Below are 25668 nucleotides of genomic sequence, written 5' to 3' on the forward strand. Positions count from 1 at the left end.
GGTTTTTTCGTGGTACCTCCAGGAATCGAACCAGGGACACAAGGATTTTCAGTCCTTTGCTCTACCAACTGAGCTAAGGTACCATTGCCTTAGCGGTTGCAAATATAAGAGTATTATTTTAACTAATCCAAACAATTTTGAAAAAAAATCTGTGTATTTTTGAAACTTCATAAAAAAAGGAAATGAACTTAATAATTGATGTTGGGAATACAAGAATTAAATGTGCGGTTTTTAATGCGAGCGAATTAATTCATATTGAAATATTTACAGGAGAATTGGTTGTTTTTGAAATTGAAAAAATCGCAAAAAAATATAGCTGTAATAGGGCAATTATTTCTTCAGTAAAAAAAATAAAAAAAAATATTTTAGAGGAAATAAATTCTAAAATTGACTTGATAGCGTTGAATTCATCAACAAAAATTCCATTTAATAATAAATATGGCACTCCAAAAACTCTTGGAGTGGATAGAATTGCTTTAGTTGCATCTGCAGTTTCAAAATACCCTAATAAAAATGTTCTAGTTATTGATGCTGGTACATGTATAACTTACGATTTTGTTGATAGAGAAGCTAATTACTATGGAGGAGCAATTTCTCCAGGAATTAAAATGAGATACAAAAGCCTTAAACATTATACTAATAAATTACCAGAGCTTGAAATTGGTTTTGTAGATAGTTTAATGGGTAATTCTACAAATGAAAGTATTCATATTGGTGTTACAGGTGGAGTTATAAACGAAATTGATAGTTTTATTAATAAGTATAAAGAAAAAAATAGAAATTTAACAATAGTTTTAACAGGAGGAGATGTTAATTTCTTGGCTAAGAACGTAAAAAATAGCATATTTGCCAATCCTAATTTTTTATTAGAAGGATTAAACTCAATTTTGACATATAATATATAGTTAAATGATAAAAAAAATAATAGTAATTATTACATTATTTCTAAATGTAATTAGTTTTGCTCAAAAAAGTAATACATCAGCATATTCTTTTTATGGAATAGGTGAAACTAATAAATCTATAACAGCAGATCAATTTAGTATGGGTGGTATAGGGGCAACTTTAAGCGATGCTTACCATATAAATTTGTTAAATCCTGCAGCCAATACATCTTTATTTTTTACAACTTTTTCTTTAGGAGGAGAAACTAGAAATATTTCTGCAGATGATGGTGTAAGTAAGGAAAGTGCTTCAACAACTCATTTATCTTATATGGCAGTTGGTATTCCTTTAGGAAAAGGTGCTTCATTTACATTTGGTTTAATGCCAAATACAACTGTTGGTTACTCTTTAATAAGTAATGATGAACTTAATGATGATGGAGATGTTGTTAAAGGAACTCTTTATGAAGGTAATGGCGGATCGAATAAAGTATTCTTTGGTTTTGGGTATGAAGTAGTAAAAGGATTAAGTGTTGGTGTTCAAGGTAATTATATATTTGGAGATATAGAAAACTCAATTTTAAATGAGAATATTACTAATTCGCTAGCTACAAAGTATGAATCAAACTCTAGTTTAAACTCTTTTGCGGTTAATACAGGATTTTTATATAAGAAAAAAATAAAAAATGATCTTGAATTAAGTGTGGGTGGTAATTTTGAATTAAGTAATGAAATTAGAGCCAAAGGAAATGAGTATTTATATTCTATTTCTAGAAGTTCAGGTGTTGCTAAGGATACTATTTTAAGTGAAGAAGGAACAGGATATATTAAAAACCCATTAAAAACTACAGTAGGTGTAGGTTTAGGAAAAGAGAACAAATGGTATTTGGGATTAGATTATGCTAAACAGAAACCAATTGAATTAGAAGGTACATTTTTTAATAGCTATACAAAAGTTAAGTATACAGATTATTCAAGAATATCTTTAGGAGGTTATTACATACCAAAAATGAATTCAATTACAAGTTATTGGCAAAGAGTAACTTATAGAGCTGGTGTTAAATTCGAAAATACAGGATTAATGATTGATCCTTCAGGAAGTTCATCTAATTTTTCTGAAATAAACGATTTTGGCATATCTTTTGGAGTAGGATTACCAGTTAGCAAACAATTATCAAATTTAAATTTTGGATTTGAGTTTGGTAAACGAGGAAAAGCCAAAAATGGATTAATACAAGAGAATTACGTAAACTTTAGATTAGGCCTGTCGTTAAACGATAAATGGTTTAAAAAACGAGAAATATTTTAATAAAAAAGAAAGACGATGAAACAAACAAAACTACTTTTAGCACTATTAACAATAATGGTTTTTACACCAGTAGCTTTTGGTCAAGCAAATGCAGATTGTAGTATTAAATACAATTTGTTTAAAGGAGACTATTCAGCAAAAAAATACGATGCAGCATACGAAAACTGGTTGTGGTGTATGGATAACTGTCCAAAATTATCTGTAAACATATACAAGTATGGTTACAAAATAGCAATGGATAAATATACAAAAGCTGCCGCTGGAGAAAAAGCTGCTGCAGGAGCTGTTGTAGAAAGAGTATTTACACAACGTTTAGAGCATTACCCAAAAGATTTAGGTAAAGTGTATAGCGATTGGGCTACTTTTAGACAGTTAAATGGAGCATCTGAAAATGAGGTTTTTGAATTATTAGAAAAATCATTTAAAGAAGATCCTACAGCAATGTCTGTGAAAAATATGTACAAGTATTTCGATGTAATTATGCAACGTAATAAAAGTACGAATCCACAAGTAGTATTTGATACTTATGACGAGGTTGGAGAAGGTGTAGAATTAAAAAGAGCAGCTTACGGTAAAAAAATTGAAGCAATTAATGCTAAAGATTCTACAACATTAAGTTCTAGAGACCAAAAAAATAGAAGAATATACCAACAAATTTTAACAAATTTAACAATTGCTGAAACAGGGTTAGATGCTAAAATTTCTGAAATATCTACTTGCGAAAACTTAATACCTTTAAATAAAAAGTATTTTGCAGATAAGCAGAATGATCCAGTTTGGTTAAAAAGAGCAGTATCAAGAATGTATAATAAAGAATGTACAGATGATCCTTTTTACGATACTTTAGTTGAAGCTTATGTAAAAGCTGATCCATCTCCACAAGCATCTGTATTTTACGCAGGTATCTTAATGAAGAATGGAGAAACTAATAAAGCAATGGATTACTTTAATCAAGCAATTGATCAAGAAACAGATCCTTATAAAAAAGCGAAAAACTTGTTAAAAGTTGCTCAAATTTTAAGTAAAAAAGGAAGAAAATCTGAAGCAAGATCAAATGCTTACAAAGCATTAGAATTTGCACCAACAATGGGTAAAGCTTATTTATTAGTTGCAGGTATGTATGCTTCAAGTGCTAACTCTTGTGGAACAGATGTTGTAACAAAAAGATTAGTATATGTTGCTGCTGCAAACAAAGCATTAAAAGCAAAACAAGTAGATCCAAGTATTAGTAGCTTAGCTAATAAATACATTAGAAGTTATACAGCTAATATGCCATCTAAAAAAGATTTATTTACTTCAGACAAAGGAATTACTGCGGGATCAACTCACAGAATTGGTTGTTGGATTGGAGAATCTGTTAGAGTTAGAACAAAAGACTAATAACATATTAAAAATTGATATATTTGTTGAATGACAAAATCAATTGTACATAAATATTTAAACATTGCGGTTGTATTTTCAGCCGCAATGTTTTTTTCATGTACTAATAGTGTAAAAGAAGTTAAAGATTTTTTAGCTGATAAAAATTTACCTATTGGTGAAGCATATAATATAAATCATAAGCATACAGATTCTGGAAGGGTAGATATTAAAATGAAGGCACCAATAATGCTAGATTTTAGTAATAGAAAAAAACATCCATATTCGGAGTTTCCAGAAGGGATAAAAATTACAACTATAGAAAAGAATGGTGATTCTTTAACTATAGAAGGAGATTACTCTAAAAGTTTCACTAAAACAGAAGTTTCTGAAATTAAAAATAATGTTGTAATTTTCAACTATGCAGAAAATCATAAGTTAATAACCGACCAAATTTATTGGGATCAGAAAACACATTACTTTTTTACAGAAAGTAAGTTTACGTTTTACACTAAAATGGATACTATAACAGGTGTAGGGTTTGAAGCTTCAGAAGATTTAAAAAAATGGTGGGTTAAAAACCAAAGTGGGGTAATACGAGTTAGACAATAATGAAAAAAGTTTGGAAAATATTTGAATATGGCTATTTAATTGTGGCAATAATTTTTTTAGTTGAAACAGTTTTAAATTGGACAGAAAATAGAGAAAGAGCTTATTTAATGCTATTGTTTTCTGCGTTGGCTGTGTTTATGTACTTTTTTAGAAAAAGATTTAGAAAAAAGTTCGAAAATCGTCCCAAGAAATAAATGGAATTTCAAATTGCTATCATATTAATTTCAATATTGCTTTCCGCTTTTTTTTCAGGAATGGAGATTGCTTATGTTTCGGCAAATAAATTTCAAATTGAGCTAGAGAAAAAGAAAGAAGGCTTTATAGCAAAAGTACTTGGTAAATTAACTTCAGAATCTTCTAAATTTATTACAACAATGCTTGTTGGAAACAATATAGCGTTGGTAATTTATAGTTTTTTTATGGGAAAACTAATTGTTGGGTTTTTACCAATAGCAGAATGGAATGAGTTTACTATACTGCTTATTCAAACCGTTATATCAACACTAATAATACTTGTAACAGCAGAGTTTTTACCCAAAGCAATATTTAGAATTTATGCAAATGAAATGCTTAAATTTTTTGCAGTTCCGGCATATGTTTTTTATTTGTTATTCTATTTTATCTCTATTTTTATTTCGTCAATATCTGATTTTTTTTTAAAAACATTTTTTAATACTACTAAAGGAGAAGAACAGAAAGAGTTTAGCAAACAAGAACTGGGTAATTATATTACGGAGCAGCTAGAAAATTCAAAAGATACCGAAGAAGTAGATTCTGAAATTCAAATATTTCAGAATGCACTAGAATTTGACAATGTAAAAGCTAGGGAAATAATGATTCCTAGAACAGAAATTGTTGCAGTAGATATAAATGAAACAATACCTAATTTAAAAAAGCTTTTTGTAGAAACTGGTTATTCAAAAATTTTGGTATATAAAGGTTCTTTAGACGATGTTTTAGGGTATGCACACGCTTTTGAATTATTTAAAAAGCCTAAAAATATAAGATCTATATTACTTCCTGTAGAGTTTATACCAGAAAGTATGATGATAAATAACGTGTTAGATACCTTAATTAAAAAGAAAAAAAGTTTATCTGTTGTTTTAGATGAATTTGGGGGTACTGCAGGTATTGTTACCGTAGAGGATATTGTTGAAGAACTTTTTGGTGAAATTGTTGATGAACACGATACTTTTAAACTATTAGAAAACAAAATAAACAATCGTGAGTATGAATTCTCGGCAAGGTTAGAGGTAGATTATTTAAACGAAACATACGATCTAAACCTTGAAGAAAATGAGGCTTACGAAACTTTAGGAGGCTTTATTGTTTATCATAATGAAGACATTCCAAAAGAAAATGAAATTATTGAAATCGACAACCTTTACTGCAAAATGCTCAAGGTAGATTCATCTAGAATTATGGAGGTTTATGTAAAAGTTTTGGATAAAGCCAATTAAAAATTAAAAATCTTCTTTTTTACCCTATAATTATACTTATTTCACTTTTATTATTAAATACTAAATTGTATTTTCGCACACTATAATTAAAAGAAATAATAAGAATGGCAATTTTATCAAAAATTAGAGATCGATCAATGTTTTTAATCCTTATTGTAGGATTAGCACTTTTTGCATTTGTATTGGATCCAAGCTCAATTCAAAGCTTTTTTAGTTCTTCAAAAATAAACTCTATTGGATCCGTTAATGGTGAAGATATAGATAGAGAAGAATTTGCACGTCAAGTAGAATCTTACAGATCTCAATCTGGAGGAAGAACTTCTCAAATGCAAGCTGTAAATACTGTTTGGAACAGTATGTTAGGCGAAAAAATATTTGAAGATCAATTAGAAAAAGCCGGTATTGTTGTTGGTGAAAAAGATATTTGGGATGCAATGGTTTCTATGCCAGACGTTCAAAACTCGCCATTATTTAAAAACGAAGCTAATCTTTTTGATGAAGAAAAATTAAAAGAGTATATCGCTAATATGAAAGCAGACGCTGAAGATGGGGATGATGCTGCTTGGATTGGTTGGTTGCAAACTGAATCTAATGTAAAGAAAAACTTACAACGTCAAGCATATACTTCATTAGTATCTGCTGGATTAGGAGCTTCATTAAAAGAAGGTGAAAGAGATTATGCTTTTAACAATGCTAAAGTAGATGCGCAATATGTGTATGTTCCTTACGCTAGTATTCCAGATAGTATCGCTAAAATTAAAAAAAGTGAATTGGTAAACTACGTTAGTGATAATGCTAAAAAGTATAAAGCCGAAGCTACTCGTTCTGTACAGTTTGTAAAGTTTAATATAGAGCCTTCTAAAGCTGATGAAGCTGAAGTAAGCAAAAAAGTTGCTGGTTTTATTAATGATAGAGAAGAGTATAGTAATGCTGCTAAATCTAAAGTTCAATTAGCAGGTTTAAAAAATGCTACAGATTATGTTGCTTTTTTAAATGATAACAAATCAGATTTAGCTATTGATAATAGTTATAAATTTAAAAGTCAATTAGTTAAAGAAGTTGCTGATGAAGTTTTTGCTGCAGATTTAAATGCGGTAGTAGGACCTTATAAAGAAGGTGAGTACTTTAAAATTTCTAAAGTAGTTGAAACTATTAAATTACCAGATTCAGTAAAATCTAGTCATATTGTTGTGCCTTATGCTGGAACTACTCGTTCAACTTCAACTAAAACAAAAGAAGAGGCTAAGAAAACAATTGATAGTGTTTATGCTTTAGTAAAAAACAACAAAGCTAAATTTACTGAAATTGCAGATGCTATTAATTCTGATGGTACTAAAGGTAAAGGTGGAGAAATTGGTTGGGTAAGAAAAGACCAAGCGTTTAGCGCAGGATTTGATAAAGACTTTGCTGATTTTATTTACAAAAATAAAGCTGGTAGTGTAAAAGTTGTAGAAACTGCATTTGGTTTTCATGTTATTAGAATTGACGAGCAAACTAGCTATGAAGATGCTGTAAAATTAGTTACGTACGGTATGCTAATTGAAGCTTCAGAAGAAACAGAAAATATAATTTTTGAAAATGCTGAAACTTTAGCTGCTGGTTTAGCTAGTGGTAAGGATTTAAACGATTTAGCTAAAGAGAAAAACTATAGCGTACTTTCTGGTTTAAACTTAAAAGCTTTAGAAGAAAATGTACCAGGATTAAATAACCAACGTCAAATAGTAACTTGGGCATTTAATACAAATACTGAAGTTGGAGATTCTAAAAGATTCGATGTTGATTTAAATGGTAAAAGAGGTTATGCTGTTGTTGCTTTAACTGGAAAAACTGAAAAAGATGGTGCTGAATTAAGTAGTAGTATTATTTCTCAAGTTCGCCCTATTTTAGTAAATCAGAAAAAAGCTGAAATAATTAAAGATAAAATGAAAGGTTCTTCTTTAGAAGAAATAGCTAAAGCGAATGCTACTGTTGTGCGTAATGCGTCTGCAGTTACATTATCAAGTCCTTTACTTTCTGGAGTTGGAAATGAGCCTGGAGTTGTTGGAGCAATGTCTACATTACCAATTGATGCTACATCAGAATTAATTGAAGGTGTTAAAGGAGTATTTATTGTAAAAGTTACTAAGCGTGAAGATGCTGTTAAATTAGATAACTACGATAATTTCCGTAAAAAGTTAGTTGGTCAATTAAAAGGTAGATCATACCAATTAAATCAAGTACTAACAGAAACTGCAGATGTTGTTGACAACAGAGCAAAATTCTTTTAGTAAAAAGAAAATATAAGTCATAAAAAAAGCGAGCTAATTTTAGCTCGCTTTTTTTATGTAAAAAATCCTAGATAAGTTATTATCTAGGATTTGTATTTTATCTTTTACCCATTCATTGAGATTAAAAACTCCTCGTTAGAATTGGTGTATTGCATTTTATCTTTAATAAATTCCATTGCTTCAACAGGGTTCATATCTGCTAAGTATTTACGTAATACCCATAAGCGTTGAACTGTTTTAGCATCAAACAATAAATCGTCTCTACGTGTGCTAGATTTAACTAAATCAATAGCAGGGTAAATTCTACGGTTAGCAATGTTTCTTTCTAATTGAAGTTCCATATTACCAGTACCTTTAAACTCTTCAAAAATAACCTCATCCATTTTAGAACCAGTTTCTGTAAGAGCAGTAGCAATAATAGATAATGAACCTCCATTTTCTATATTACGAGCCGCACCAAAGAATCTTTTTGGTTTGTGTAAAGCGTTTGCGTCAATACCTCCAGAAAGAATTTTTCCAGATGCAGGAGCAACTGTATTATAAGCTCTAGCCAAACGAGTAATAGAATCTAATAGTATAACAACATCGTGTCCACATTCTACTAATCTTTTTGCTTTTTCTAAAACAATATTAGCAACTCTAACGTGTTTGTCTGCAGGTTCGTCAAAAGTAGAAGCAATTACTTCACCACGTACATTACGTTGCATATCAGTAACCTCTTCAGGTCTTTCATCAATTAATAAAATAATTTGATAAACCTCTGGATGGTTAGATGCAATTGAGTTCGCAATGTCTTTTAATAACATTGTTTTACCTGTTTTAGGTTGCGAAACAATCATACCTCTTTGTCCTTTACCAATTGGAGAAAATAAATCCATTACTCTTGTAGATAATGTACTTGATTTTCCTGCTAAATTAAATTTTTCTTGTGGAAATAAAGGAGTTAAATGTTCAAAAGAAACTCTATCTCTAACAACATTTGGTGGTAATCCGTTAATTTTAGAAACTCTAATTAAAGGGAAATATTTTTCACCTTCTTTAGGAGGTCTTACTACACCTTTGACTGTATCTCCAGTTTTTAAACCAAATAATTTAATTTGAGATTGAGATAAATAAATATCATCTGGAGAAGATAAGTAATTATAATCAGAAGATCTTAAAAAGCCATAACCATCAGGCATCATTTCTAGTACTCCTTCACTTTCAATAATTCCATCAAACTCATAATCAGGATCTCTATAACGGTTGCCCTGTTGCTTACGTTGAGGGCCTCTATTATTTTGTTGATTTTTGTTATCTCTTTGTTTGTTGTTTTGTTTGTTAGCGTGTGGCTGTCCAGAGTTTTGTTTGTTCTGGTTTGGGTTTTGCTTATTATTATGAACAGGTTTTTTATGCTCATTCTTCTTAGGCTCAACTTTTACAGCTGGTTGTGCTACTTCTTTTTTTGCAGGTTGTTCATCCTTTTTTATTGGTTGTACAACTTCTTTTTTTACAGGCTCAGTAGCTGCCTTTTGTTTTTTTGGAAAAGGTTTTTTTTCTCTTTTTTCTGAAGTTTTAGTAACTTCAGGCTTCACATCAAGTTCAAGTTGTTTTTCTTTTACTGCTTTAGGAGCAGGTTTATTTTGATTTGATGTAGGCTTTTTTGAAACAATTCTTTTGCGCTTTGGTTTAGCACCAGAATCAGTAGGTGTTTCTTTTTTTATTGCTTTAGGAGTTGCAGCTTGAATATCTAGTATAGCGTAAACTAAATCTAGCTTTTTTAACTGACTGTATTTTTTGGCTCCAATCTTTTTTGCAATTTCTTTTAACTCATCGAGTGTTTTCGCCTTTAATTGGGAAATTTCAAACATTATGTTTATTGGTAATTTTTGTTAATGTATCGTGTTATTATATAATTCTGAACAGAATTTATTTTATCGTAACTAAAAGAGGGTAATTATATTTTTAGTTGAAGTTCCTATTTTGCTAAATAGTAGGACATTGCAAATATAATAAATTATTTTATATATAATTCTTTTTATTTCTCTAAAAATAAAACGTATTTTTGCAGTAATTATTATTTAATATGTTACAAAGAATTCAAACCATATATTTATTACTAGCCACTGTACTTTCAGGAGGCTTAATTTTTGTATTAAATTTATGGGTTAGTAATGAGCAAATTAAGTTTTTTGCAATAGATTCTTTTGGTACAGAAAGTATATTACTAAAAGTAATGACAAGTTTGTTTTTTGTATCGGCCATTATAACGTTTATAGCTATTTTAATGTTTAAAAACAGACAGCTACAATTTGTTTTAGGGCGTTTATCAATTTTGATCAATTTTATTTTATTAGGAATACTTATATATTATGTACAAAACTTATCTGGAGAAATTTCGGTTTCGGAGAAGGGTATTGGGTTGCTTATTCCACTTTTATCAATTGTTTTAGTAGTTCTAGCTAATAAAGCAATTAAAAAGGATGAGGAACTTGTAAAATCTGTAGATAGATTAAGGTAAACCTAACATCTTAGTATATTTAGTGCGCAAAGACCATTTCAATTACTTGAGATGGTTTTTTGTTTCTAACGGTTTTCCGTGATGAAAAATATCACTACTTTTGGCTATAGTTTAATAATGAATATTCATTTACTTTTGAAAAGGGAAAATCATGAAAAAGATAAAAGTTCATATTGCAGACGATCATCAACTATTAATTGATGGGGTAAAAGCAGTACTGTCTTCTGAAGATAATATTGAAACCGTTGGATTTTCTTTAAACGGAGAAGATGTTATAACTTGGTTTGAGTCAAACCAAGCGGATGTATTAATACTAGATATTAGTATGCCTATAGTTGATGGAATAGCTGTGTTGCAAAATTTTAAAAAGCGCAAATTAAACCAAAAGGTAATTATTTTATCAAGCTATGATGATACAAAATTAATTCAAGAGGTTTTAAAAATTGGCGCAAGTGGTTTTTTAGCTAAAAAATGTGCTGCTGAAAACATTGTAGACGCTATTAATGTGGTTTATAATGGAAAACAGTATTTTAGTGAAAGTATTCAAAGTAAACTTTTGGCTACTTTTTCTTCGGATTATTCAAATACAGGAGAGTATTCAGAATACAGTTCGTTTTTTAGCTCATTAACTCCTAGAGAGGTTGATGTACTTCAATTAATAGCTCAGCAATTTAATACGAGAGAAATTGGTGAAAAACTTCATATAAGTATTAATACGGTAGAGACGCATCGAAAAAAATTGATTTCAAAGTTAAATGTAAAAAATGTGGCTGGTTTAGCTGTTTATGCTGCTAAAAATAATCTAGTTTAAATAACTCTAATTTTTATGAAATTTCTAAGATTGTTTTTGATTTTATTCTTAAGCTTTAATTGTATTGTAGCTAATAATTTTGAAGAAGCTTTGTTTGTAAACAAGTTTCCAATGGATAAGAGGTTGCAGCAAATACAAGATTCATTAAAAGGTGTTGGGTCTATAGATGCCTTAAAGAAATTATACACCTATATAGAGGTAAATAAAAAAGATTCTTTAAATTATGTTGATGGCACTATAGTTTTGGGCGATTATTTACAGGATAATGGAGATTTTAAGAAGTCGACTTTAATGTATGATCAGATTTTGCCTTATATAAAAAATGACTATGAAAAACTTCAATGGGTATTTTTTAAAAAAGGAGCAAATTTTCAAAGAGATGGGGCAGTAGATAGTGCTTTTGTAAATTACAAGAAAGCAGTCGAAATTGGAAAGAAAGTTTTAAAGCACGAAGATTTAAAAGCGAAAATTCACGGTAATTTATTGGGTATTTATTACTTAAAAGAGGATTATGATAAAGCAATTGAACATTCGAAAATTGCAGCAAATTACCAAAAAAAGCTAGGAAACAAATCTATAGAAGCAGGTTTATTAAATAATGTTGGTACTATATATTGTAGACAAGAAAAATATAAAGAAGCTTTAAAATCATTTAAAAGTGCTCTTGAGATTGTTAAAGATGGTGAGAGTGATCTAGAAAAACAAGCTAGGAATGTATCCTATATAAATATTGCTTATGCTTATAGTGGGTTAGGTAGGTATAAGGAGGCTTATGAAAATCAAGATGTTTATTTAGAATTAAATGATTCGCTTCATCAAGAATTAAAATATAAAGAAATTGCAGAAATAGAGTCTAAGTATAATGTAGCTGCCAAAGAAAAAATAGCAGAAATTGAAAAAGAAAGAAGACAAAAAGCGGAGTATCTGTCCTATACGTTAGGAATTGCAATTTTGTTTTTACTTGGTGGAATTTACGTTTTGTATAAAATTTTAAAATTGAATAAAAAGAATGCAAAACTTGAAATTCAACAAAAGCAATTAGTTCATCAAAGTAAATTAGATAAAATTAAAAGCGAAACGCAATCTAAAATATTAGCAGCAACATTAGATGGTAGGTTGGTAGAGAGAAAGAATATTGCAAGTGTTTTGCATGATAATATTAGTGCATTGATGTCGGCTGCAAATCTACATCTGTTTGCAAGTAGAAAAAAAATTAAAGGTGAAATCCCTGAAGAAATAGAAAAATCTCAAAGTATAATTTCTGAAGCTTCAGAAAGTATAAGAAATTTATCACACACATTAATTCCTACAGTGCTTCTAAAATTCGGGTTAGATATTTCAATTAATGATTTATGCGAAAAATCATCTAACTCGAAAATTAGATTAAGTTCAGAGGCCGTTAATATTAGTAGGTTTGATCAAGATTTTGAAATAAAAATGTTTAACGTTATTAGTGAACTTATTAATAATATGCTAAAACATAGCAATGCATCTAAAGGGCTTATTAAGTTGGAGCAATTAAATGGAGATTTAAAAATAGTTGTTATAGATAACGGAATTGGTTTTGATATTAATAAGGTTAGAATAAAAGATGGAGTAGGGTTAAGTCAAGTTGAAGCTAGAATTTGTGCTTTAGGAGGCTTAATTAAGTTTAATAACGCTGAAGAAAATGGAAGTAGAGTATTTATTTCTGTACCTATTGTTTATTAGCGTTTTTCAAGTTCTATAACTTCAAGGTTTTCAATTTTATCTTTGTTTATTTCAAATCGAAGCATAGTTCTAACTTTATGAAAACCGTGTTTTCCTGCTGCGCCTGGGTTTAAATGTAAAAGATTTAGTTTTTTATCAAACATTACTTTTAAAATATGTGAATGTCCACTAATAAATATTTTAGGAGGATTTTGAGCTATTTCGTTTTTAATTCTGCCATCGTATCTATTTGGGTAGCCACCAATATGTGTCATCCAAACTGAAACTTCTTCAATCTTAAATTTTTGATCTAATGGAAATTCAGACCTTATAACACTATTATCTATATTGCCATAAACAGCTCTAACAGGTTTTAATTTTTTTAAAGTATCAGTTACGTCTATAACTCCAATGTCTCCAGCATGCCAAACTTCATCAGCTTGCTTTACAAATTTTAAAATTTGATTATCTATATAATTATGTGTGTCAGAAAGTAGTAATATTTTTTTCATAGTATATAAAAAGTCAACTAGTAAATATGCATTATATTTGCGGGTACAAAAATAACATTTCAATTGAGATATTTTATAGAATTAGCATATAAAGGAACACATTATCATGGGTGGCAATATCAGCCCAATGCAATTTCAATTCAAGAATGTATACATAAAGCCTTTTCTACAGTTTTAAGAGAAAAAATTGAAGTTGTTGGTGCAGGTAGAACAGATGCAGGTGTACATGCGGAACAATTATTTGCTCATTTCGATTTTGAAAAAGAAATTAATATTGATGAAACAATTTATAAAGTAAATTCTATTTTGCCTAAAGATATTGTGGTGTATTCAATATTAAAATCTAAAGCAGATGCTCACGCTCGTTTTGATGCTGTTGGTAGAAGTTATGAGTACAGAATATTATTAGGAAGAAATCCTTTTTTTAATGAAACTACTTGGCAAGTTATTAATAAAAAGTTAAATATTGCTAAAATGAATGAGGCGGCTAAAATTTTGGTAACTTACACCAACTTTAAGTGCTTTTCTCGTTCAAATACAGATGTTAGAACTTACAATTGTAAGGTTACTCGTGCTGAATGGATTTTATCTAATAAATCTTTAATATTTCATGTTACTGCCGATAGGTTTTTGCGTAATATGGTAAGAGCAATTGTAGGTACATTATTAGATGTGGGTACTGGAAAAACTTCAATAGAAAAGTTTGAAGAAATAATTAAAAGTATGGATAGGTGTAATGCGGGGCCATCAGCACCAGCTGAAGGTTTGTTTTTGACCAAAGTTGCTTATCCAAAAACAATATTTATAAATGAGTAAAAAAGTAACAGGTAAAGCTTTTGACGCTAAAATATTTAAGCGTTTAATGAGTTTTGCAAAAAATTATAAGTCCCAATTTATTATTGGTACGCTTTCAGCAATTTTTTTGTCGATGGTTTCTGTCTCAAAACCTATTATTTTAGAGCGAATTATAGATGTATATTATGAAAACAGAGATGAAAAAGGATTGTTAAATTTTTCATTATTAATGTTAGTAGTATTGCTTTTTGAAGTATTGCTACAGTTTATTTTTATTTACAAAGTAAATTGGTTAGGTCAAAACATTATTAAAGATATTAGGGTGCAGCTGCAGAAACATATGTTGCATTTTAAAATGACATATTTCGATAATTCTTCGGTTGGTAAATTAGTAACTCGTTTGGTGTCTGATACCGAAACAATAGCTCAGTTTTTTGGTCAAGGTTTATTTATGATTATTAGCGATTTATTAAAAATGATGGTGGTAATGGTTGTTATGCTTTGGATGAACTGGAGATTGGCGTTAATTGCGTTTATAATATTGCCAATTTTAGTGTATGCAACAAAAATATTTCAAATTGCCATAAAATCTGCTTTTCAAGAGGTTAGAACACAAGTAGCTAATTTAAATGGTTTTGTACAAGAACGTGTTACTGGAATGAACATTGTACAGCTTTTTAATAGGGAAAAAACAGAGTATAAAAATTTTATAGACATTAACGAGAAACATAAAAATGCGCATGTTCGTACTGTTTGGTACTATTCAATATTTTTTCCAATAGCTGAAATTTTATCTTCAATTGCAATTGGTTTAATTGCTTGGTATGGAGGTTTAGAAATTGTTAGTACTGGAACAACTACGGCAAGTCAAATAATTGCTTTTATTATGATGTCACAAATGTTATTTAGACCGTTAAGACAAATAGCAGATAAATTTAATACACTTCAAATGGGTATGGTTGCAGGTGATAGAGTTTTTGAAGTAATTGATACAGAGAGTCAGATTGCAAAAACAGGAACTTTAATTGCTGAAAATTTTAAAGGGGATATTTCATTTAAAAATGTTCATTTTAGCTATATAGAAAATGAAGAAGTGTTAAAAGGAATTTCTTTCAATGTAAAAGCAGGTGAAACTGTTGCTATTGTTGGGGCAACTGGAGCAGGAAAATCTACTATAATAAATTTAGTAAATAGATTTTATGAGATTGATAAGGGAGATATTTGTATTGATACTCATAATATAGAGTTATACACATTGCCTTCTTTAAGAAAGCAGATTGCAGTTGTGTTGCAAGATGTATTTTTGTTTTCTGATTCTATATTTAATAATATTGTTTTAAGTAATGATGAAATAACTTTAGAACAAGTTAAAACGGCAGCAAAAGAAATTGGTATTCACGATTTTATAATGAGTTTGCCAAACAATTACAATTACAATGTTAAAGAGCGTGGAGCAATGTTATCTTCTGGTCAGCGTCAATTAATTGCTTTTTTAAGAGCTTATGTTAGTAATCCAAGTGTGTTAATTTTAGATGAAGCAACATCTTCAATAGATTCTTATTCAGAAAAATTAATTCAAGAGGCTACAGATAAAATTACAAAACATCAAACGTCAATAATTATTGCACATAGGTTAACAACAGTTAAAAATGCAGACAAAATAATTGTAATGGATAAAGGTTTAATTGTAGAGCAGGGTTCTCATACCGAGTTGTTGGGTAAAGAGGGTTATTATAAAAACTTGTACGATATGCAGTTTGCAAACGAGTCTGCTTCTTAATTTAAATCGTACCTAATAGTTTCAATTAATTCTGTATCGTTTTTGTAAAGCACAAATTCGCCATCTTTTATATAAGATAGTTTTCCTGTTTCTTCAGAAACAATCAAACATAGCGCGTCAGTTTTTTCGGTAACACCAATTGCAGCTCTATGTCTAAGGCCAAAACGAGAAGGTAAATCTTTATTGGATAATGGAAGTATTATACGAGTAGCAATAATATTGTTCTCTTTTATAATAATAGCTCCATCGTGTAAAGGACTGTTTTTGTAGAAAATACTTTCTAATATTGGTTGGTTTACTTCGGCGTTCATTTTGTCGCCAGATGATTTTACAAAATCTAAATTGTTAGTTCGTTCTAAAACAATAAGAGCTCCTGTTCTTGTAGATGATAAGGTTTTACAGGTTTTTACAATAGTTTCTACATCCATATTGGTGTGGATTTCGGTTTTTAAAAACTTTAACTGTTTTAAAAAACTTCGTTTGCTTGTAAAATTTGTTGAACCAAGCATTAGTAAAAACTTTCTAACTTCTGGTTGAAAAACAATTAATATGGCAATGGCACCTAAACTAATTAATGTTCCAAGTAAGCCGCTTAGCATTTCCATTTGCAGAGCTTGTGTAGTTTTCCAAATTAATACAATAAGTGCAATACCTATAAAAATGTTTATGGCAACAGTACCTTTTAGAAGTTTGTATATGTAGTATAACAATACAGCTACTAAAACAATGTCTAAAGCATCAAGAAAATTAAAGTTTAAAAAATCTAGCATTCAAATTGTTTTTGTAAAAGTAATAAAAAAATGATGTTTAATGGTGTTTACTCACAGCCACAATCTGGAACTTTATTTGGGTCAAAAACAAATTCTAATGGATTTATTAATATGGCTGGTTGGTTTATGCTTAAGAGTAAGGTTTTGTAGTATAAATAATCTTGATAAGTTAGATTCTGATTGTAATTAGTATGAAGCATTGTTTGTTTTCCTTCGGCAGAAAAATCTACATACTCCAACAATAATTTTTTAAAATCTTCTTTTTCAAATTTACCATCGTTAATCCATAGGTTGTTTGGGTTAAAAGTAATATTAATGTTATTGTATTTTAAATAGTCTTTAGCGTTGGTTTTTATAAAGTATTTAGATTGTAAACTGTCGGTTTTATACTCCGTTTTATCAAACTCAATAAAAGATAATTTTTTTGAAATAGTATCCGAATAGCTAAAGTAATTACTCATTCCTTCTTTAGAATGAATTCCGTTTGCGTGCTTATACTTAAGTTTTGTTAAAGTTGGCGTAATTGCTTTTAGTGGTAATTTTTTATCAATATTAAAAATCCAATGTGTGGTGCTAATGGTATTTTTTCTATTCACTTTTGCAATAGTGTCGTTATTTTTAATTTCAAAAAATAGCCAAACTTGTGAGTGGTTGTGTAGTTCTTGAATTCCTTCATAAGCTAACACAGGAACTTTTATTTCAGTTTTTGAGCAACTAAATAAAGTTGTTACTATTATAATTAGGTATAATACTTTTTTCATTTTAATGTTTGTTTAGTAATTCAACAATTTTTATTGCTTCAACAGCTTCTTTAACATCGTGTACTCTTAAAATATTTGCTCCATTTAATAATGCAATTGTGTTTGCAGTTGTTGTAGCGTTTAAAGCTTCGTTTGCTGAAATGTTTAAAGGCTTGTATAGCATAGATTTTCTTGAGATACCTGCAAGTGTTGGGATTTCAAGATTTTTAAATAGCTTTAAGTTGTTTAGTAATTCATAATTATGATTAATAGTTTTGCCAAAACCAAAACCTACATCACTTATTAAATCGTTAACTCCAAGTTTTCTAAGTTGCGTAATTTTTTTTGAAAAATATTGAAGAACCTCTTTAGTTACATTAGTATAAGTTGGGTTTAGTTGCATATTTTCTGGATTGCCTTGCATATGCATAAATATATAAGGTACTTGCAATTGAGCAATTGTACTAAACATATTGTTATCCATTTCACCGGCAGAAATATCGTTAACTATACTTGCGCCTTCTAAAATAGTTTGTTTTGCTACGTTACTTCTAAATGTATCTACGGAAATTTTTATTTGTTGAAATTCTTTAATAAGAGATTTAATTGTAGGTAATATACGTTTAAGTTCTTCTTTTTCGGAAATATGTTTTGCTCCGGGTCTAGAGGAATATGCTCCAACATCTATAAAAGTTGCTCCGTTAGTTAGCATTTTTTCAACTTGACTTAAAATTGCTTTTTCGTTGGTGTATTTTCCACCATCAAAAAAAGAATCTGGGGTAATGTTTAAAATACCCATAACCTTTGGTTGGTTTAAGTCAATTAACTTACCGTTACAATTTATGCTTTTCATTACTTAACAACTTTATTAATAACCTTAGTCATTTTTGGAGCTTTGTATGCATTCATTTCAGAAATTAAATCTTCAACAGATTCACTTACAATAAGCATGTCTTTATTAGATTGTTTTAAATAACCTTCTGTTACCATTACGTCTAATTGTTTTAGAAGGTAATTAAAAAAACCATTGGTATTTAATATACCTATTGGTTTTTGTTCAATACCAAGCTGGCCAAGAGTTAGCGCTTCAAAAATTTCATCTAAAGTTCCAAAACCTCCAGGTAATGCAATGTAGCCATCAACTAGTCTGCTAATTTTCACTTTTCGTTTGCTCATTGTTTTTGTCACTACCATTTTGGTAACTCCGTTATGAGCAACTTCTTCATGTCTTAACAATCCAGGAATAATTCCAATAACTTCACCATTATTTTTTAACATAGTATCAGCAATTGCTCCCATCATTCCAATTTTTCCACCGCCATAAACCATACCTATATTATTGGTGGCTAAATAATTTCCAAGTTTAATAGCTTCATTTTTATAGTTGTTGTTAAAGCCAATACTAGAGCCGCAAAAAACTGCAATTTTCTTCATTTAAATAAAATTAGGTGATAATAACGTTTCAGTTATTTAATAATTGATTTTTTAATTCCTTAAATTTGTTCGAAATTTACGGAATTAATTAAAGTTACATGCAACAAACTTCAAAACAATATAACGAGATTATAGAAAAATGTCGTTCATTATATATTAATAAGTTAACAGATTATGGTAGTGCTTGGAGAATTTTAAGGTTACCATCATTAACAGATCAAATATTTATTAAAGCGCAACGAATTAGACAACTGCAAGAAAACGTTACCCGAAAAGTAGATGAAGGTGAAGTTTCTGAATTTATTGGAATTATAAATTATTCAGTAATGGCATTAATTCAATTAGAAAAAGGTGTTGTAGAACAGCCAGATCTTGAAAATGAAATTGCTGTAGAGTTGTATGATAAGCACGTGGCTATTACAAAGCAATTGATGGAAGATAAAAATCATGATTATGGGGAGGCTTGGCGCGATATGCGTGTGAGCTCGTTAACAGATTTAATTCTTCAAAAATTATTACGTGTAAAGCAAATTGAAGATAATGAAGGGAAAACAATTGTATCTGAAGGTATTGATGCTAATTACCAGGATATGATTAATTATGCAGTGTTTGCTTTAATTCATTTAAACGATAAATAATAATTGTATGAAAATTCTAGTATTTATTACACGTATAGTTGTTGCGGCAACTTTTATTTTTTCAGGTTTTGTAAAATTAGTAGATCCACTAGGTTCAACATATAAGTTTGAAGAGTATTTTGGAGCAGATGTTTTAAATCTAGAGTTTTTAATTCCGTATGCACTTCCATTTTCAATTATTTTAATTTTGGTTGAAATAATTTTAGGGGTAATGCTGTTAGTAGGTTATAAACCTAAATTAACAAGTTGGAGCTTGTTAGGTATAATTTTAGTGTTCTTGTTTTTAACTTGGTATTCAGCTTACTATAATAAAGTAACAGATTGTGGGTGCTTTGGAGATGCCGTTAAATTAACGGCTTGGGGAACATTTTATAAGAATGTGGTTTTAATAGTGCTTATTATATTTTTAGTTTTAAAGCATACGTATATGAAACCTTTAATAAGTCAAGTTTTGGCTAAATGGACAACTTTTCTATCATTTTTTGTGTTTTTATTTATAACATATTATGTATTAATACATTTACCTATTATAGATTTTAGACCATATGCAGTTGGTAAAAACTTACCTGCAGGTATGGAATATGTTGGAGATGTTGAACCGCCAATTCACGACTTTTATTTAGAATCTCTAGCTGGTGATGATTTAACTGAAGATATACTAACAAAAGATAAAGTAATGTTAGTGGTAGCTTATAACCTTGAGAAAAGTGATTTAGATGGTTTTGCTGGAATTAAAGAAGTTACAGATAAGGCAATTAAACAAGGTTATATAGTTTATGCGTTAACATCTTCTATGGGTGAAGAGTTTGAAGTAATTAAAAATAAATATAATCTTAATTTCGAAATGTTATTTGGAGATGAGACTATGCTAAAAACAATAATAAGGTCAAATCCAGGCGTGCTTACTTTAGAAAAAGGAGATGTTACAGGTAAATGGTCTTGGAGCGATTATAAAGAAAGCCTAGAGTATTTAGATTAAAAATAAGTTTAATAGAGGGTATTTAGCGTATCCTATTGTATATAGAGAGTTAAAAAACTCACCGTTTCGGTGAGTTTTTTTTTGTTTAAGGGTTTTATAACCTCATTTAATTTGTTGCATTCATATCATTTTAATCTCTTAAATCACTCAAAAGTATGTAATGTATTAATGTATAATTCACATTTATTTTAATCTACCCTTGCTTTTGGAGCCTTATTTTTGATAAAATATCAATTAAAAATATATAGACCATTAAAAAAATAGGGGTTCAAAATGAAAAAAGAATAAAAATAAATAAAATACCCCCTAAAAATTAGGGGGTAAAAAAAATAATACTACTTTTACACCGTAATCAATGAAATAAATCACTTTATTATGAAGAAAATTGAAGCAATTATTAGAAAATCAAAATTTGACGAAGTAAAAGAGGCTTTGCATCAAATTGAGGTTAATTTTTTTAGTTACTGGGATGTAACTGGTGTTGGTAATGAAAAGCAAGGGCATGTCTATAGGGGTGTCAGTTATAGTACAAGCGATATTCAGCGTAGGTATTTATCAATTATCGTTTCTGATCCTTTTTTAGAAATTACCGTAAACGCTGTTATAAAGTCAGCTTATACAGGTGAAGTTGGAGATGGAAAGATATTTGTTTCTCCAATTGAAGAGGCTTATAGAATTAGAACAAAAGAAAAGGGTAAAGAAACTCTTAACTAGGATTAAAAATTAATTAACAAATTAAAAAAAATATAAATATTATGGATGCTAATGCTGTTTTAGATTTAATGTGGATTGTTATCTGCGGAATTTTAGTGTTTTTTATGCAGGCTGGTTTTACGTTGGTTGAAGTTGGTTTTACAAGATCAAAAAACGCTGGAAATATAATAATGAAAAATATAATGGACCTGTGTATAGGTAGTATCGGATTCTGGGCGGTTGGATACACTGTAATGTACGGAGAGTCTATCGGAGCTTTTATAGGTAAGCCTACGCTGTTCTTTAGTAATACTGAAGATATGCACAATTTATTCTTTCAAACGGTATTTGCTGCTACTGCCGCAACTATTGTTTCTGGGGCTGTTGCTGGAAGAACTAAATTCTCAACATATATCATTTTCTCGTTTATTATGACGGTAATTATATATCCAATTTCTGGTCACTGGGTATGGCAAGGTGATGGTTGGTTAACTAACCTAGGTTTTATCGATTTTGCTGGTTCTACAGTTGTTCACTCTGTGGGTGGATGGGCTGCGCTTGTTGGGGCAATATTAGTTGGGCCAAGAATAGGAAAGTATACAAACGGAAAATCAAATGCAATTCAAGGGCATAACTTAGTGTTAGGAGCTTTAGGTGTTATGATTTTATGGTTAGGTTGGTTCGGTTTTAATGCTGGTTCTGAGTTGGCTATATCTGGAGATAGTGCTAATGCTGCTGCAGGGATATTAATTACAACAAACTTGGCAGCTGCTGCTGGGGCTGTAACAGCAATGGTTGTTACTTGGATAAAATATGGTAGACCAGATATTTCAATGACATTGAATGGTGCTTTAGCAGGTTTGGTTGCTATTACTGCTGGTTGTGCTGCTGTAAGTCCGGTTGGTGCTTTTATTATAGGAATTATAGGAGGAATTGTAGTGGTGTTCTCTATAGATACTATTGATAAGGTGTTTAAAATTGACGATCCAGTTGGGGCTATATCTGTTCACGGTGTGTGTGGTGCTATAGGTACGTTGCTAGTTGGTGTTTTTGCTACAGATGGCGGATTGCTTTACGGTGGTGGATTTGCACAATTAGGTGTTCAAGCAATTGGTGTTTTTGCTATTGGTGCTTGGGCTTTAGTTACGGCTTTTATTGTGTTGTTTGTTTTGAAAAAAACAATAGGGTTAAGAGTTTCTAAAGAAGAAGAAATTGATGGATTAGATATTCACGAACATAAATCGAATGTTTATAACTAGTCGAAAATATAAATAAGAATAAATAATAAAAATTAATAACAAATAAAATTAAACAAGATGAAAACAAGATTAAATTATAGAAGAGCTGTATTTTTATTAGCAATGCTTTTTGCTACGCCTTTAATGTTTGCGCAAGAAAAAGAAGCAGAGAAAAAGAAAATAAGTATAAGTGGTTCGGTAGATGCGTATTATCAATCAAATTTATCGTCTTCAGATACGTATGCGCAATCTTTTGGAACGTCGTTTGCAGACGAGTTGGGTTTTGCTTTAGGTATGGCTAATATTGTGGCTGCTTACGAAGGTGAAAAAACAGGTGTTGTTGCAGATGTTACGTTTGGTCCAAGAGGTGATGATGCTACTGGTGGATTTAATTTAAATCAATTATATGCATATTTAAATGTTTCAGAAAGTACTACTTTAACAATGGGTAGGTTTAATACGTTCTTAGGGTATGAAGTTATTTCTCCGGTAGGAAACTTTAACTACAGTACTTCTTATTTATTTTCAAGCGGTCCTTTTTCTCACGTAGGTTTGAAAGCTGATTTTGCTTTGTCTGAAAAATTTAGCTTAATGTTGGCTTTTATGAATGTTACAGATGTTAATAATAATTTAACTGGTAACTATTCTCTTGGTGCTCAATTAGGGTATGCAGGTCAATATTTAAATTTATATTATGATAATGGAGAGGCGTTAGGTTTTGAAATTGACTATACTGGTGGTTTTGATGTGTCTGATTCATTTTTCTTAGGAATTAACGCTGCGTATGCAGATAATGATGGTGAAGGATTCTATGGTGCTGCACTATACCCTCAGTTAAGTGTTTCTGATGATTTTTCATTAGGATTAAGAGGTGAGTATTTCGAAACAATGTCTGATGTTAATCCAGAATCGAGTGTGTTTGCTACTACGTTGACAGGTAGTTACACAGTTGAAAATTTAACAATCAAGCCTGAGTTAAGGTTAGATACTTGGGGTGATGCTACTCCTTATGTAGATGCTGATGGTATGGCTACGGATAATTTATCATCTTTCTTAATTGCTGCGATTTACTCGTTCTAGGTTAAGAATATTATTATAGAAATGGTTTTACTGTGCTAGGGCGATGCTGCTTTAGTATTATAGAAGAAATGGCGTTGTTTGTTTATTGATCCTGGGAATGGGTGACGCTTTATTCAGTTTTCTTCTGATTATTATAGAAAAACAGGATCGTTGTTAATTAATTATTTAGGTTAAACCTGCTTGAAATTCAAGTGGGTTTAATTTTTTATGTAATTGAAAATATAAATTAAATTTTAAAAGTAAAAATAAACAAGCCTTAATAAAATGAGGTGTATTTTCAAAAAGTGATAAAAATTATCAAATACCCCCTATATAATTAGGGGGTTTTATTTTATATTTTTATTTTTGAACCAAATAATTAATTAAATACATCTATTATGAAGAAAATTGAAGCAATTATTAGAAAATCAAAATTTGGCGAAGTTAAAGAGGCTTTGCATCAAATTGAGGTAAACTTTTTTAGTTATTGGGATGTTACTGGAGTTGGTAACGAAAAACAAGGTCATGTATATAGAGGAGTTAGTTATAGTACGTCTGATATTCAAAGAAGATATTTATCTATTGTAGTTTCAGAACCTTTTTTAGAAAGAACTGTTAAGGCAATATTAGATGCTGCATATACAGGTGAAGTTGGAGATGGAAAAGTGTTTGTTTCTCCGGTTGATGAGGCGTATAGAATTAGGACAAAGGAAGATGGTTTTGAATCATTAAAATAATAATTAACAACTAACTAATAAAAACATGGATAGTTTATTTACAGTGAATAATGTTTGGATGATGATTTGTACCGCTTTGGTATTTTTTATGCATTTAGGATTTTCATTTTTAGAGATAGGGCTTACAAGACAAAAAAATACAATTAACATTTTATTTAAAAACATATTTATTATAACTGCAGGATTGTTGTTGTATACAATTGTTGGGTTTAATTTAATGTACCCAGGTTCATTTATATATGGTGTATTGCCAGATTATTTTATTGACCTTTTTGGGTTATCGTTACCGGAAAATGGTTTAACTGCAGAATATGCAGATGGTAATTATACGTACTGGACAGACTTTTTGTTTCAAGGTATGTTTGCCGCAACAGCTGCAACTATAGTTTCTGGTGCAGTTGCTGAAAGAATTAAGTTGGGAGCATTTATGATTTTTACCATTGTGTATGTTGGTTTTGTATATCCAATAGTAGGTTCTTGGAAATGGGGAACAGGTTGGTTAGATCAACTAGGTTTTTACGATTTTGCAGGTTCAACTTTAGTGCATTCAGTTGGTGGATGGGCGGCTTTGGTAGCTGTGTATTTACTAGGTGCTAGAATTGGTAAATTTAAAAAAGATGGATCTATAGGTGTTATTCCTGGTCATAATATTCCGCTTGCAACTGCAGGTGTATTAATTCTATGGTTAGGGTGGTTTGGATTTAATGGTGGTTCTGTTTTATCTGCAGATCCTGGAGCAACTTCGTTAGTATTAGTAACAACGTGTATTGCTGCTGCATCTGGTGGTTTATCAGCATTTTTAGTTTCGTTATTTAAGTATAAGCAATATGATTTATCTATGTTTTTAAACGGAATTTTAGGTGGGTTAGTTGGTATTACGGCTGGAGCTGATGTAATGAGTGTTACGGATTCAATTGTTATTGGAATTATAGCAGGAGCTTTAATTGTGTTAGCTGTAAGTTTAATAGATAGAATTAAGTTAGATGACCCTGTTGGTGCAATTGCAGTTCATTTAATTTGTGGTATTTGGGGAACTTTAGCAGTAGGTATTTTTGGAGATTTAGCTAGTTGGTCGCAATTTGGTTATCAATTAGTAGGTGTTGTGTCTGTTGGAGCGTTTTGTTTGTTAACTTCATTTGCAATTATCTATACATTAAAGAAAACAGTTGGAATACGAGTTTCAAAACAAGAAGAACAAGAAGGTTTAGATATTCACGAACATGGTATGGATGCTTATCCAGATTTTCGTTTAAATCAGCATTAATAATTGGTTTAATTATAAAAAAGAGCTTCCAAACTGGAAGCTCTTTTTTTTTTTTTTTTTTTTTTTTTTTTTTTTTTTTTTTTTTTTTTTTTTTTTTTTTTTTTTTTTTTTTTTTTTTTTTTTTTTTTTTTTTTTTTT

Annotated in this window: 25 protein-coding genes and 1 tRNA gene; 19 read left to right on the plus strand and 7 right to left on the minus strand. The window is 30.0% G+C overall.

Translation table 11 applies throughout. The features are described 5' to 3' along the window. Positions 1 to 10 precede the first annotated feature (10 nt). Positions 11 to 83, minus strand: a tRNA-Phe gene (locus tag BLU40_RS04615). Positions 84 to 182: 99 nt separating this feature from the next. Between BLU40_RS04615 and BLU40_RS04620 the strand changes: the two genes are divergently transcribed. The 7 genes from BLU40_RS04620 to BLU40_RS04650 all read left to right on the plus strand — a co-directional run bounded on the left by BLU40_RS04620 (position 183) and on the right by BLU40_RS04650 (position 7891). Then, entirely contained in the window at positions 183 to 905 is a 723-nt protein-coding gene (locus BLU40_RS04620; protein WP_090120200.1) for a type III pantothenate kinase, read from the plus strand. Between the two features lie 4 nt (positions 906 to 909). Then, positions 910 to 2193 carry a BamG family beta-barrel-assembly machinery protein gene (locus BLU40_RS04625; protein WP_090120202.1) on the plus strand — a complete coding sequence of 428 codons (1284 nt, stop codon included), beginning with the start codon at positions 910 to 912 and terminating at the stop codon, positions 2191 to 2193. Positions 2194 to 2208: 15 nt separating this feature from the next. Further along, a complete protein-coding gene (locus tag BLU40_RS04630) occupies positions 2209 to 3573 on the plus strand; it encodes a tetratricopeptide repeat protein (RefSeq protein WP_090120204.1) in 1365 nt (454 codons plus the stop codon). A 30-nt stretch (positions 3574 to 3603) separates the two neighbouring features. Further along, positions 3604 to 4164, plus strand: coding sequence for an LPS export ABC transporter periplasmic protein LptC (gene lptC / locus BLU40_RS04635; protein ID WP_090120206.1), 561 nt, complete (start codon positions 3604 to 3606; stop codon positions 4162 to 4164). After that, positions 4164 to 4358 (plus strand): hypothetical protein, encoded by a 195-nt coding sequence (locus tag BLU40_RS04640; RefSeq protein ID WP_090120209.1) that lies wholly within the window; start codon positions 4164 to 4166, stop codon positions 4356 to 4358. The genes lptC and BLU40_RS04640 overlap by 1 nt, the downstream gene beginning before the upstream one ends. Continuing rightward, positions 4359 to 5624, plus strand: a complete 1266-nt coding sequence (locus BLU40_RS04645) for a hemolysin family protein (RefSeq protein WP_090120211.1) — start codon at positions 4359 to 4361, stop codon at positions 5622 to 5624. It begins immediately after the preceding gene. Positions 5625 to 5728: 104 nt separating this feature from the next. Continuing rightward, positions 5729 to 7891, plus strand: coding sequence for a peptidylprolyl isomerase (locus BLU40_RS04650; protein ID WP_090120214.1), 2163 nt, complete (start codon positions 5729 to 5731; stop codon positions 7889 to 7891). A 104-nt stretch (positions 7892 to 7995) separates the two neighbouring features. Here BLU40_RS04650 and rho read toward each other — a convergent pair whose 3' ends face one another. Further along, the gene (gene rho, locus BLU40_RS04655) at positions 7996 to 9741 is read right to left on the minus strand and encodes a transcription termination factor Rho (RefSeq protein WP_090120216.1); all 1746 of its coding nucleotides are present in this window, start codon (positions 9739 to 9741) and stop codon (positions 7996 to 7998) included. A 215-nt stretch (positions 9742 to 9956) separates the two neighbouring features. On the opposite strand from rho, the gene BLU40_RS04660 reads away from it, so the two are divergent. From BLU40_RS04660 to BLU40_RS04670, 3 genes are all read left to right on the plus strand, one after another. After that, on the plus strand, positions 9957 to 10391 hold the full coding sequence (locus tag BLU40_RS04660; protein WP_090120219.1) for a DUF4293 domain-containing protein: 435 nt from the start codon (positions 9957 to 9959) through the stop codon (positions 10389 to 10391). Between the two features lie 151 nt (positions 10392 to 10542). After that, positions 10543 to 11202, plus strand: coding sequence for a response regulator (locus BLU40_RS04665; protein WP_317040119.1), 660 nt, complete (start codon positions 10543 to 10545; stop codon positions 11200 to 11202). 15 nt (positions 11203 to 11217) lie between these two features. Continuing rightward, complete coding sequence (locus BLU40_RS04670; protein WP_090120224.1) at positions 11218 to 12912, plus strand: tetratricopeptide repeat-containing sensor histidine kinase; 1695 nt, start codon at positions 11218 to 11220, stop codon at positions 12910 to 12912. Here BLU40_RS04670 and BLU40_RS04675 read toward each other — a convergent pair. Then, complete coding sequence (locus BLU40_RS04675) at positions 12909 to 13403, minus strand: metallophosphoesterase family protein (protein WP_090120226.1); 495 nt, start codon at positions 13401 to 13403, stop codon at positions 12909 to 12911. The genes BLU40_RS04670 and BLU40_RS04675 overlap by 4 nt on opposite strands. Positions 13404 to 13466: 63 nt before the next feature. Here BLU40_RS04675 and truA point away from each other — a divergent pair, with 63 nt between their 5' ends. Next, complete coding sequence (truA, locus tag BLU40_RS04680; RefSeq protein WP_090120228.1) at positions 13467 to 14219, plus strand: tRNA pseudouridine(38-40) synthase TruA; 753 nt, start codon at positions 13467 to 13469, stop codon at positions 14217 to 14219. Next, the gene (locus BLU40_RS04685) at positions 14212 to 15978 is read left to right on the plus strand and encodes an ABC transporter ATP-binding protein (RefSeq protein ID WP_090120230.1); all 1767 of its coding nucleotides are present in this window, start codon (positions 14212 to 14214) and stop codon (positions 15976 to 15978) included. Before truA ends, BLU40_RS04685 begins: the two co-directional genes overlap by 8 nt. Here BLU40_RS04685 and cdaA read toward each other — a convergent pair. Genes cdaA through BLU40_RS04705 form a run of 4 tightly spaced genes read right to left on the minus strand, consistent with a single transcriptional unit; the run spans position 15975 to position 18922 of the window. After that, the gene (gene cdaA, locus BLU40_RS04690; RefSeq protein WP_090120231.1) at positions 15975 to 16748 is read right to left on the minus strand and encodes a diadenylate cyclase CdaA; all 774 of its coding nucleotides are present in this window, start codon (positions 16746 to 16748) and stop codon (positions 15975 to 15977) included. The two genes, BLU40_RS04685 and cdaA, sit on opposite strands and share 4 nt — an antisense overlap. Before the next feature lie 47 nt (positions 16749 to 16795). After that, a complete protein-coding gene (locus BLU40_RS04695) occupies positions 16796 to 17509 on the minus strand; it encodes a hypothetical protein (RefSeq protein WP_090120233.1) in 714 nt (237 codons plus the stop codon). A gap of 1 nt (position 17510) precedes the next feature. Then, complete coding sequence (gene folP, locus BLU40_RS04700; protein ID WP_245729894.1) at positions 17511 to 18341, minus strand: dihydropteroate synthase; 831 nt, start codon at positions 18339 to 18341, stop codon at positions 17511 to 17513. After that, positions 18341 to 18922 carry an LOG family protein gene (locus tag BLU40_RS04705; RefSeq protein ID WP_090120236.1) on the minus strand — a complete coding sequence of 194 codons (582 nt, stop codon included), beginning with the start codon at positions 18920 to 18922 and terminating at the stop codon, positions 18341 to 18343. The genes folP and BLU40_RS04705 overlap by 1 nt, the downstream gene beginning before the upstream one ends. A gap of 98 nt (positions 18923 to 19020) precedes the next feature. Between BLU40_RS04705 and BLU40_RS04710 the strand changes: the two genes are divergently transcribed. From BLU40_RS04710 to BLU40_RS04740, 7 genes are all read left to right on the plus strand, one after another. Beyond that, on the plus strand, positions 19021 to 19560 hold the full coding sequence (locus BLU40_RS04710; protein WP_090120238.1) for a DUF1599 domain-containing protein: 540 nt from the start codon (positions 19021 to 19023) through the stop codon (positions 19558 to 19560). 7 nt (positions 19561 to 19567) lie between these two features. Then, entirely contained in the window at positions 19568 to 20539 is a 972-nt protein-coding gene (locus BLU40_RS04715) for a BT_3928 family protein (protein WP_090120241.1), read from the plus strand. A gap of 375 nt (positions 20540 to 20914) precedes the next feature. Further along, a complete protein-coding gene (locus BLU40_RS04720) occupies positions 20915 to 21253 on the plus strand; it encodes a P-II family nitrogen regulator (RefSeq protein WP_090120242.1) in 339 nt (112 codons plus the stop codon). Between the two features lie 41 nt (positions 21254 to 21294). Further along, positions 21295 to 22491, plus strand: a complete 1197-nt coding sequence (locus BLU40_RS04725; protein WP_090120244.1) for an ammonium transporter — start codon at positions 21295 to 21297, stop codon at positions 22489 to 22491. A 57-nt stretch (positions 22492 to 22548) separates the two neighbouring features. Next, positions 22549 to 23550: an outer membrane beta-barrel protein gene (locus BLU40_RS04730; RefSeq protein ID WP_245729895.1), complete on the plus strand. Its 1002-nt coding sequence runs from the start codon at positions 22549 to 22551 to the stop codon at positions 23548 to 23550. A gap of 377 nt (positions 23551 to 23927) precedes the next feature. Next, on the plus strand, positions 23928 to 24266 hold the full coding sequence (locus BLU40_RS04735; protein ID WP_090120246.1) for a P-II family nitrogen regulator: 339 nt from the start codon (positions 23928 to 23930) through the stop codon (positions 24264 to 24266). A gap of 25 nt (positions 24267 to 24291) precedes the next feature. Then, positions 24292 to 25530, plus strand: a complete 1239-nt coding sequence (locus tag BLU40_RS04740) for an ammonium transporter (RefSeq protein ID WP_090120249.1) — start codon at positions 24292 to 24294, stop codon at positions 25528 to 25530. Positions 25531 to 25668: the final 138 nt, after the last annotated feature.

Origin of the sequence: Lutibacter oricola, assembly GCF_900106565.1 — a bacterium.
In the GTDB taxonomy this organism is placed as follows: Bacteria; Bacteroidota; Bacteroidia; order Flavobacteriales; family Flavobacteriaceae; genus Lutibacter; species Lutibacter oricola.

Excerpts from the sequence above, each read along its gene's own strand:
- BLU40_RS04740 (WP_090120249.1), top strand. The coding sequence starts at position 24,292 with ATGGATAGTTTATTTACAGTGAATAATGTTTGGATGATGATTTGTACC.
- BLU40_RS04640 (WP_090120209.1), top strand. The coding sequence starts at position 4,164 with ATGAAAAAAGTTTGGAAAATATTTGAATATGGCTATTTAATTGTGGCA.
- BLU40_RS04670 (WP_090120224.1), top strand. The coding sequence starts at position 11,218 with ATGAAATTTCTAAGATTGTTTTTGATTTTATTCTTAAGCTTTAATTGT.
- BLU40_RS04735 (WP_090120246.1), top strand. The coding sequence starts at position 23,928 with ATGAAGAAAATTGAAGCAATTATTAGAAAATCAAAATTTGGCGAAGTT.
- BLU40_RS04685 (WP_090120230.1), top strand. The coding sequence starts at position 14,212 with ATGAGTAAAAAAGTAACAGGTAAAGCTTTTGACGCTAAAATATTTAAG.
- BLU40_RS04645 (WP_090120211.1), top strand. The coding sequence starts at position 4,359 with ATGGAATTTCAAATTGCTATCATATTAATTTCAATATTGCTTTCCGCT.
- BLU40_RS04625 (WP_090120202.1), top strand. The coding sequence starts at position 910 with ATGATAAAAAAAATAATAGTAATTATTACATTATTTCTAAATGTAATT.
- BLU40_RS04725 (WP_090120244.1), top strand. The coding sequence starts at position 21,295 with ATGGATGCTAATGCTGTTTTAGATTTAATGTGGATTGTTATCTGCGGA.
- BLU40_RS04730 (WP_245729895.1), top strand. The coding sequence starts at position 22,549 with ATGAAAACAAGATTAAATTATAGAAGAGCTGTATTTTTATTAGCAATG.
- BLU40_RS04665 (WP_317040119.1), top strand. The coding sequence starts at position 10,543 with ATGAAAAAGATAAAAGTTCATATTGCAGACGATCATCAACTATTAATT.
- folP (WP_245729894.1), bottom strand. The coding sequence starts at position 18,341 with ATGAAAAGCATAAATTGTAACGGTAAGTTAATTGACTTAAACCAACCA.
- BLU40_RS04650 (WP_090120214.1), top strand. The coding sequence starts at position 5,729 with ATGGCAATTTTATCAAAAATTAGAGATCGATCAATGTTTTTAATCCTT.
- lptC (WP_090120206.1), top strand. The coding sequence starts at position 3,604 with ATGACAAAATCAATTGTACATAAATATTTAAACATTGCGGTTGTATTT.
- BLU40_RS04660 (WP_090120219.1), top strand. The coding sequence starts at position 9,957 with ATGTTACAAAGAATTCAAACCATATATTTATTACTAGCCACTGTACTT.
- BLU40_RS04630 (WP_090120204.1), top strand. The coding sequence starts at position 2,209 with ATGAAACAAACAAAACTACTTTTAGCACTATTAACAATAATGGTTTTT.
- BLU40_RS04705 (WP_090120236.1), bottom strand. The coding sequence starts at position 18,922 with ATGAAGAAAATTGCAGTTTTTTGCGGCTCTAGTATTGGCTTTAACAAC.
- rho (WP_090120216.1), bottom strand. The coding sequence starts at position 9,741 with ATGTTTGAAATTTCCCAATTAAAGGCGAAAACACTCGATGAGTTAAAA.
- BLU40_RS04720 (WP_090120242.1), top strand. The coding sequence starts at position 20,915 with ATGAAGAAAATTGAAGCAATTATTAGAAAATCAAAATTTGACGAAGTA.
- BLU40_RS04675 (WP_090120226.1), bottom strand. The coding sequence starts at position 13,403 with ATGAAAAAAATATTACTACTTTCTGACACACATAATTATATAGATAAT.
- BLU40_RS04715 (WP_090120241.1), top strand. The coding sequence starts at position 19,568 with ATGAAAATTCTAGTATTTATTACACGTATAGTTGTTGCGGCAACTTTT.
- BLU40_RS04710 (WP_090120238.1), top strand. The coding sequence starts at position 19,021 with ATGCAACAAACTTCAAAACAATATAACGAGATTATAGAAAAATGTCGT.
- BLU40_RS04620 (WP_090120200.1), top strand. The coding sequence starts at position 183 with ATGAACTTAATAATTGATGTTGGGAATACAAGAATTAAATGTGCGGTT.
- BLU40_RS04695 (WP_090120233.1), bottom strand. The coding sequence starts at position 17,509 with ATGAAAAAAGTATTATACCTAATTATAATAGTAACAACTTTATTTAGT.
- cdaA (WP_090120231.1), bottom strand. The coding sequence starts at position 16,748 with ATGCTAGATTTTTTAAACTTTAATTTTCTTGATGCTTTAGACATTGTT.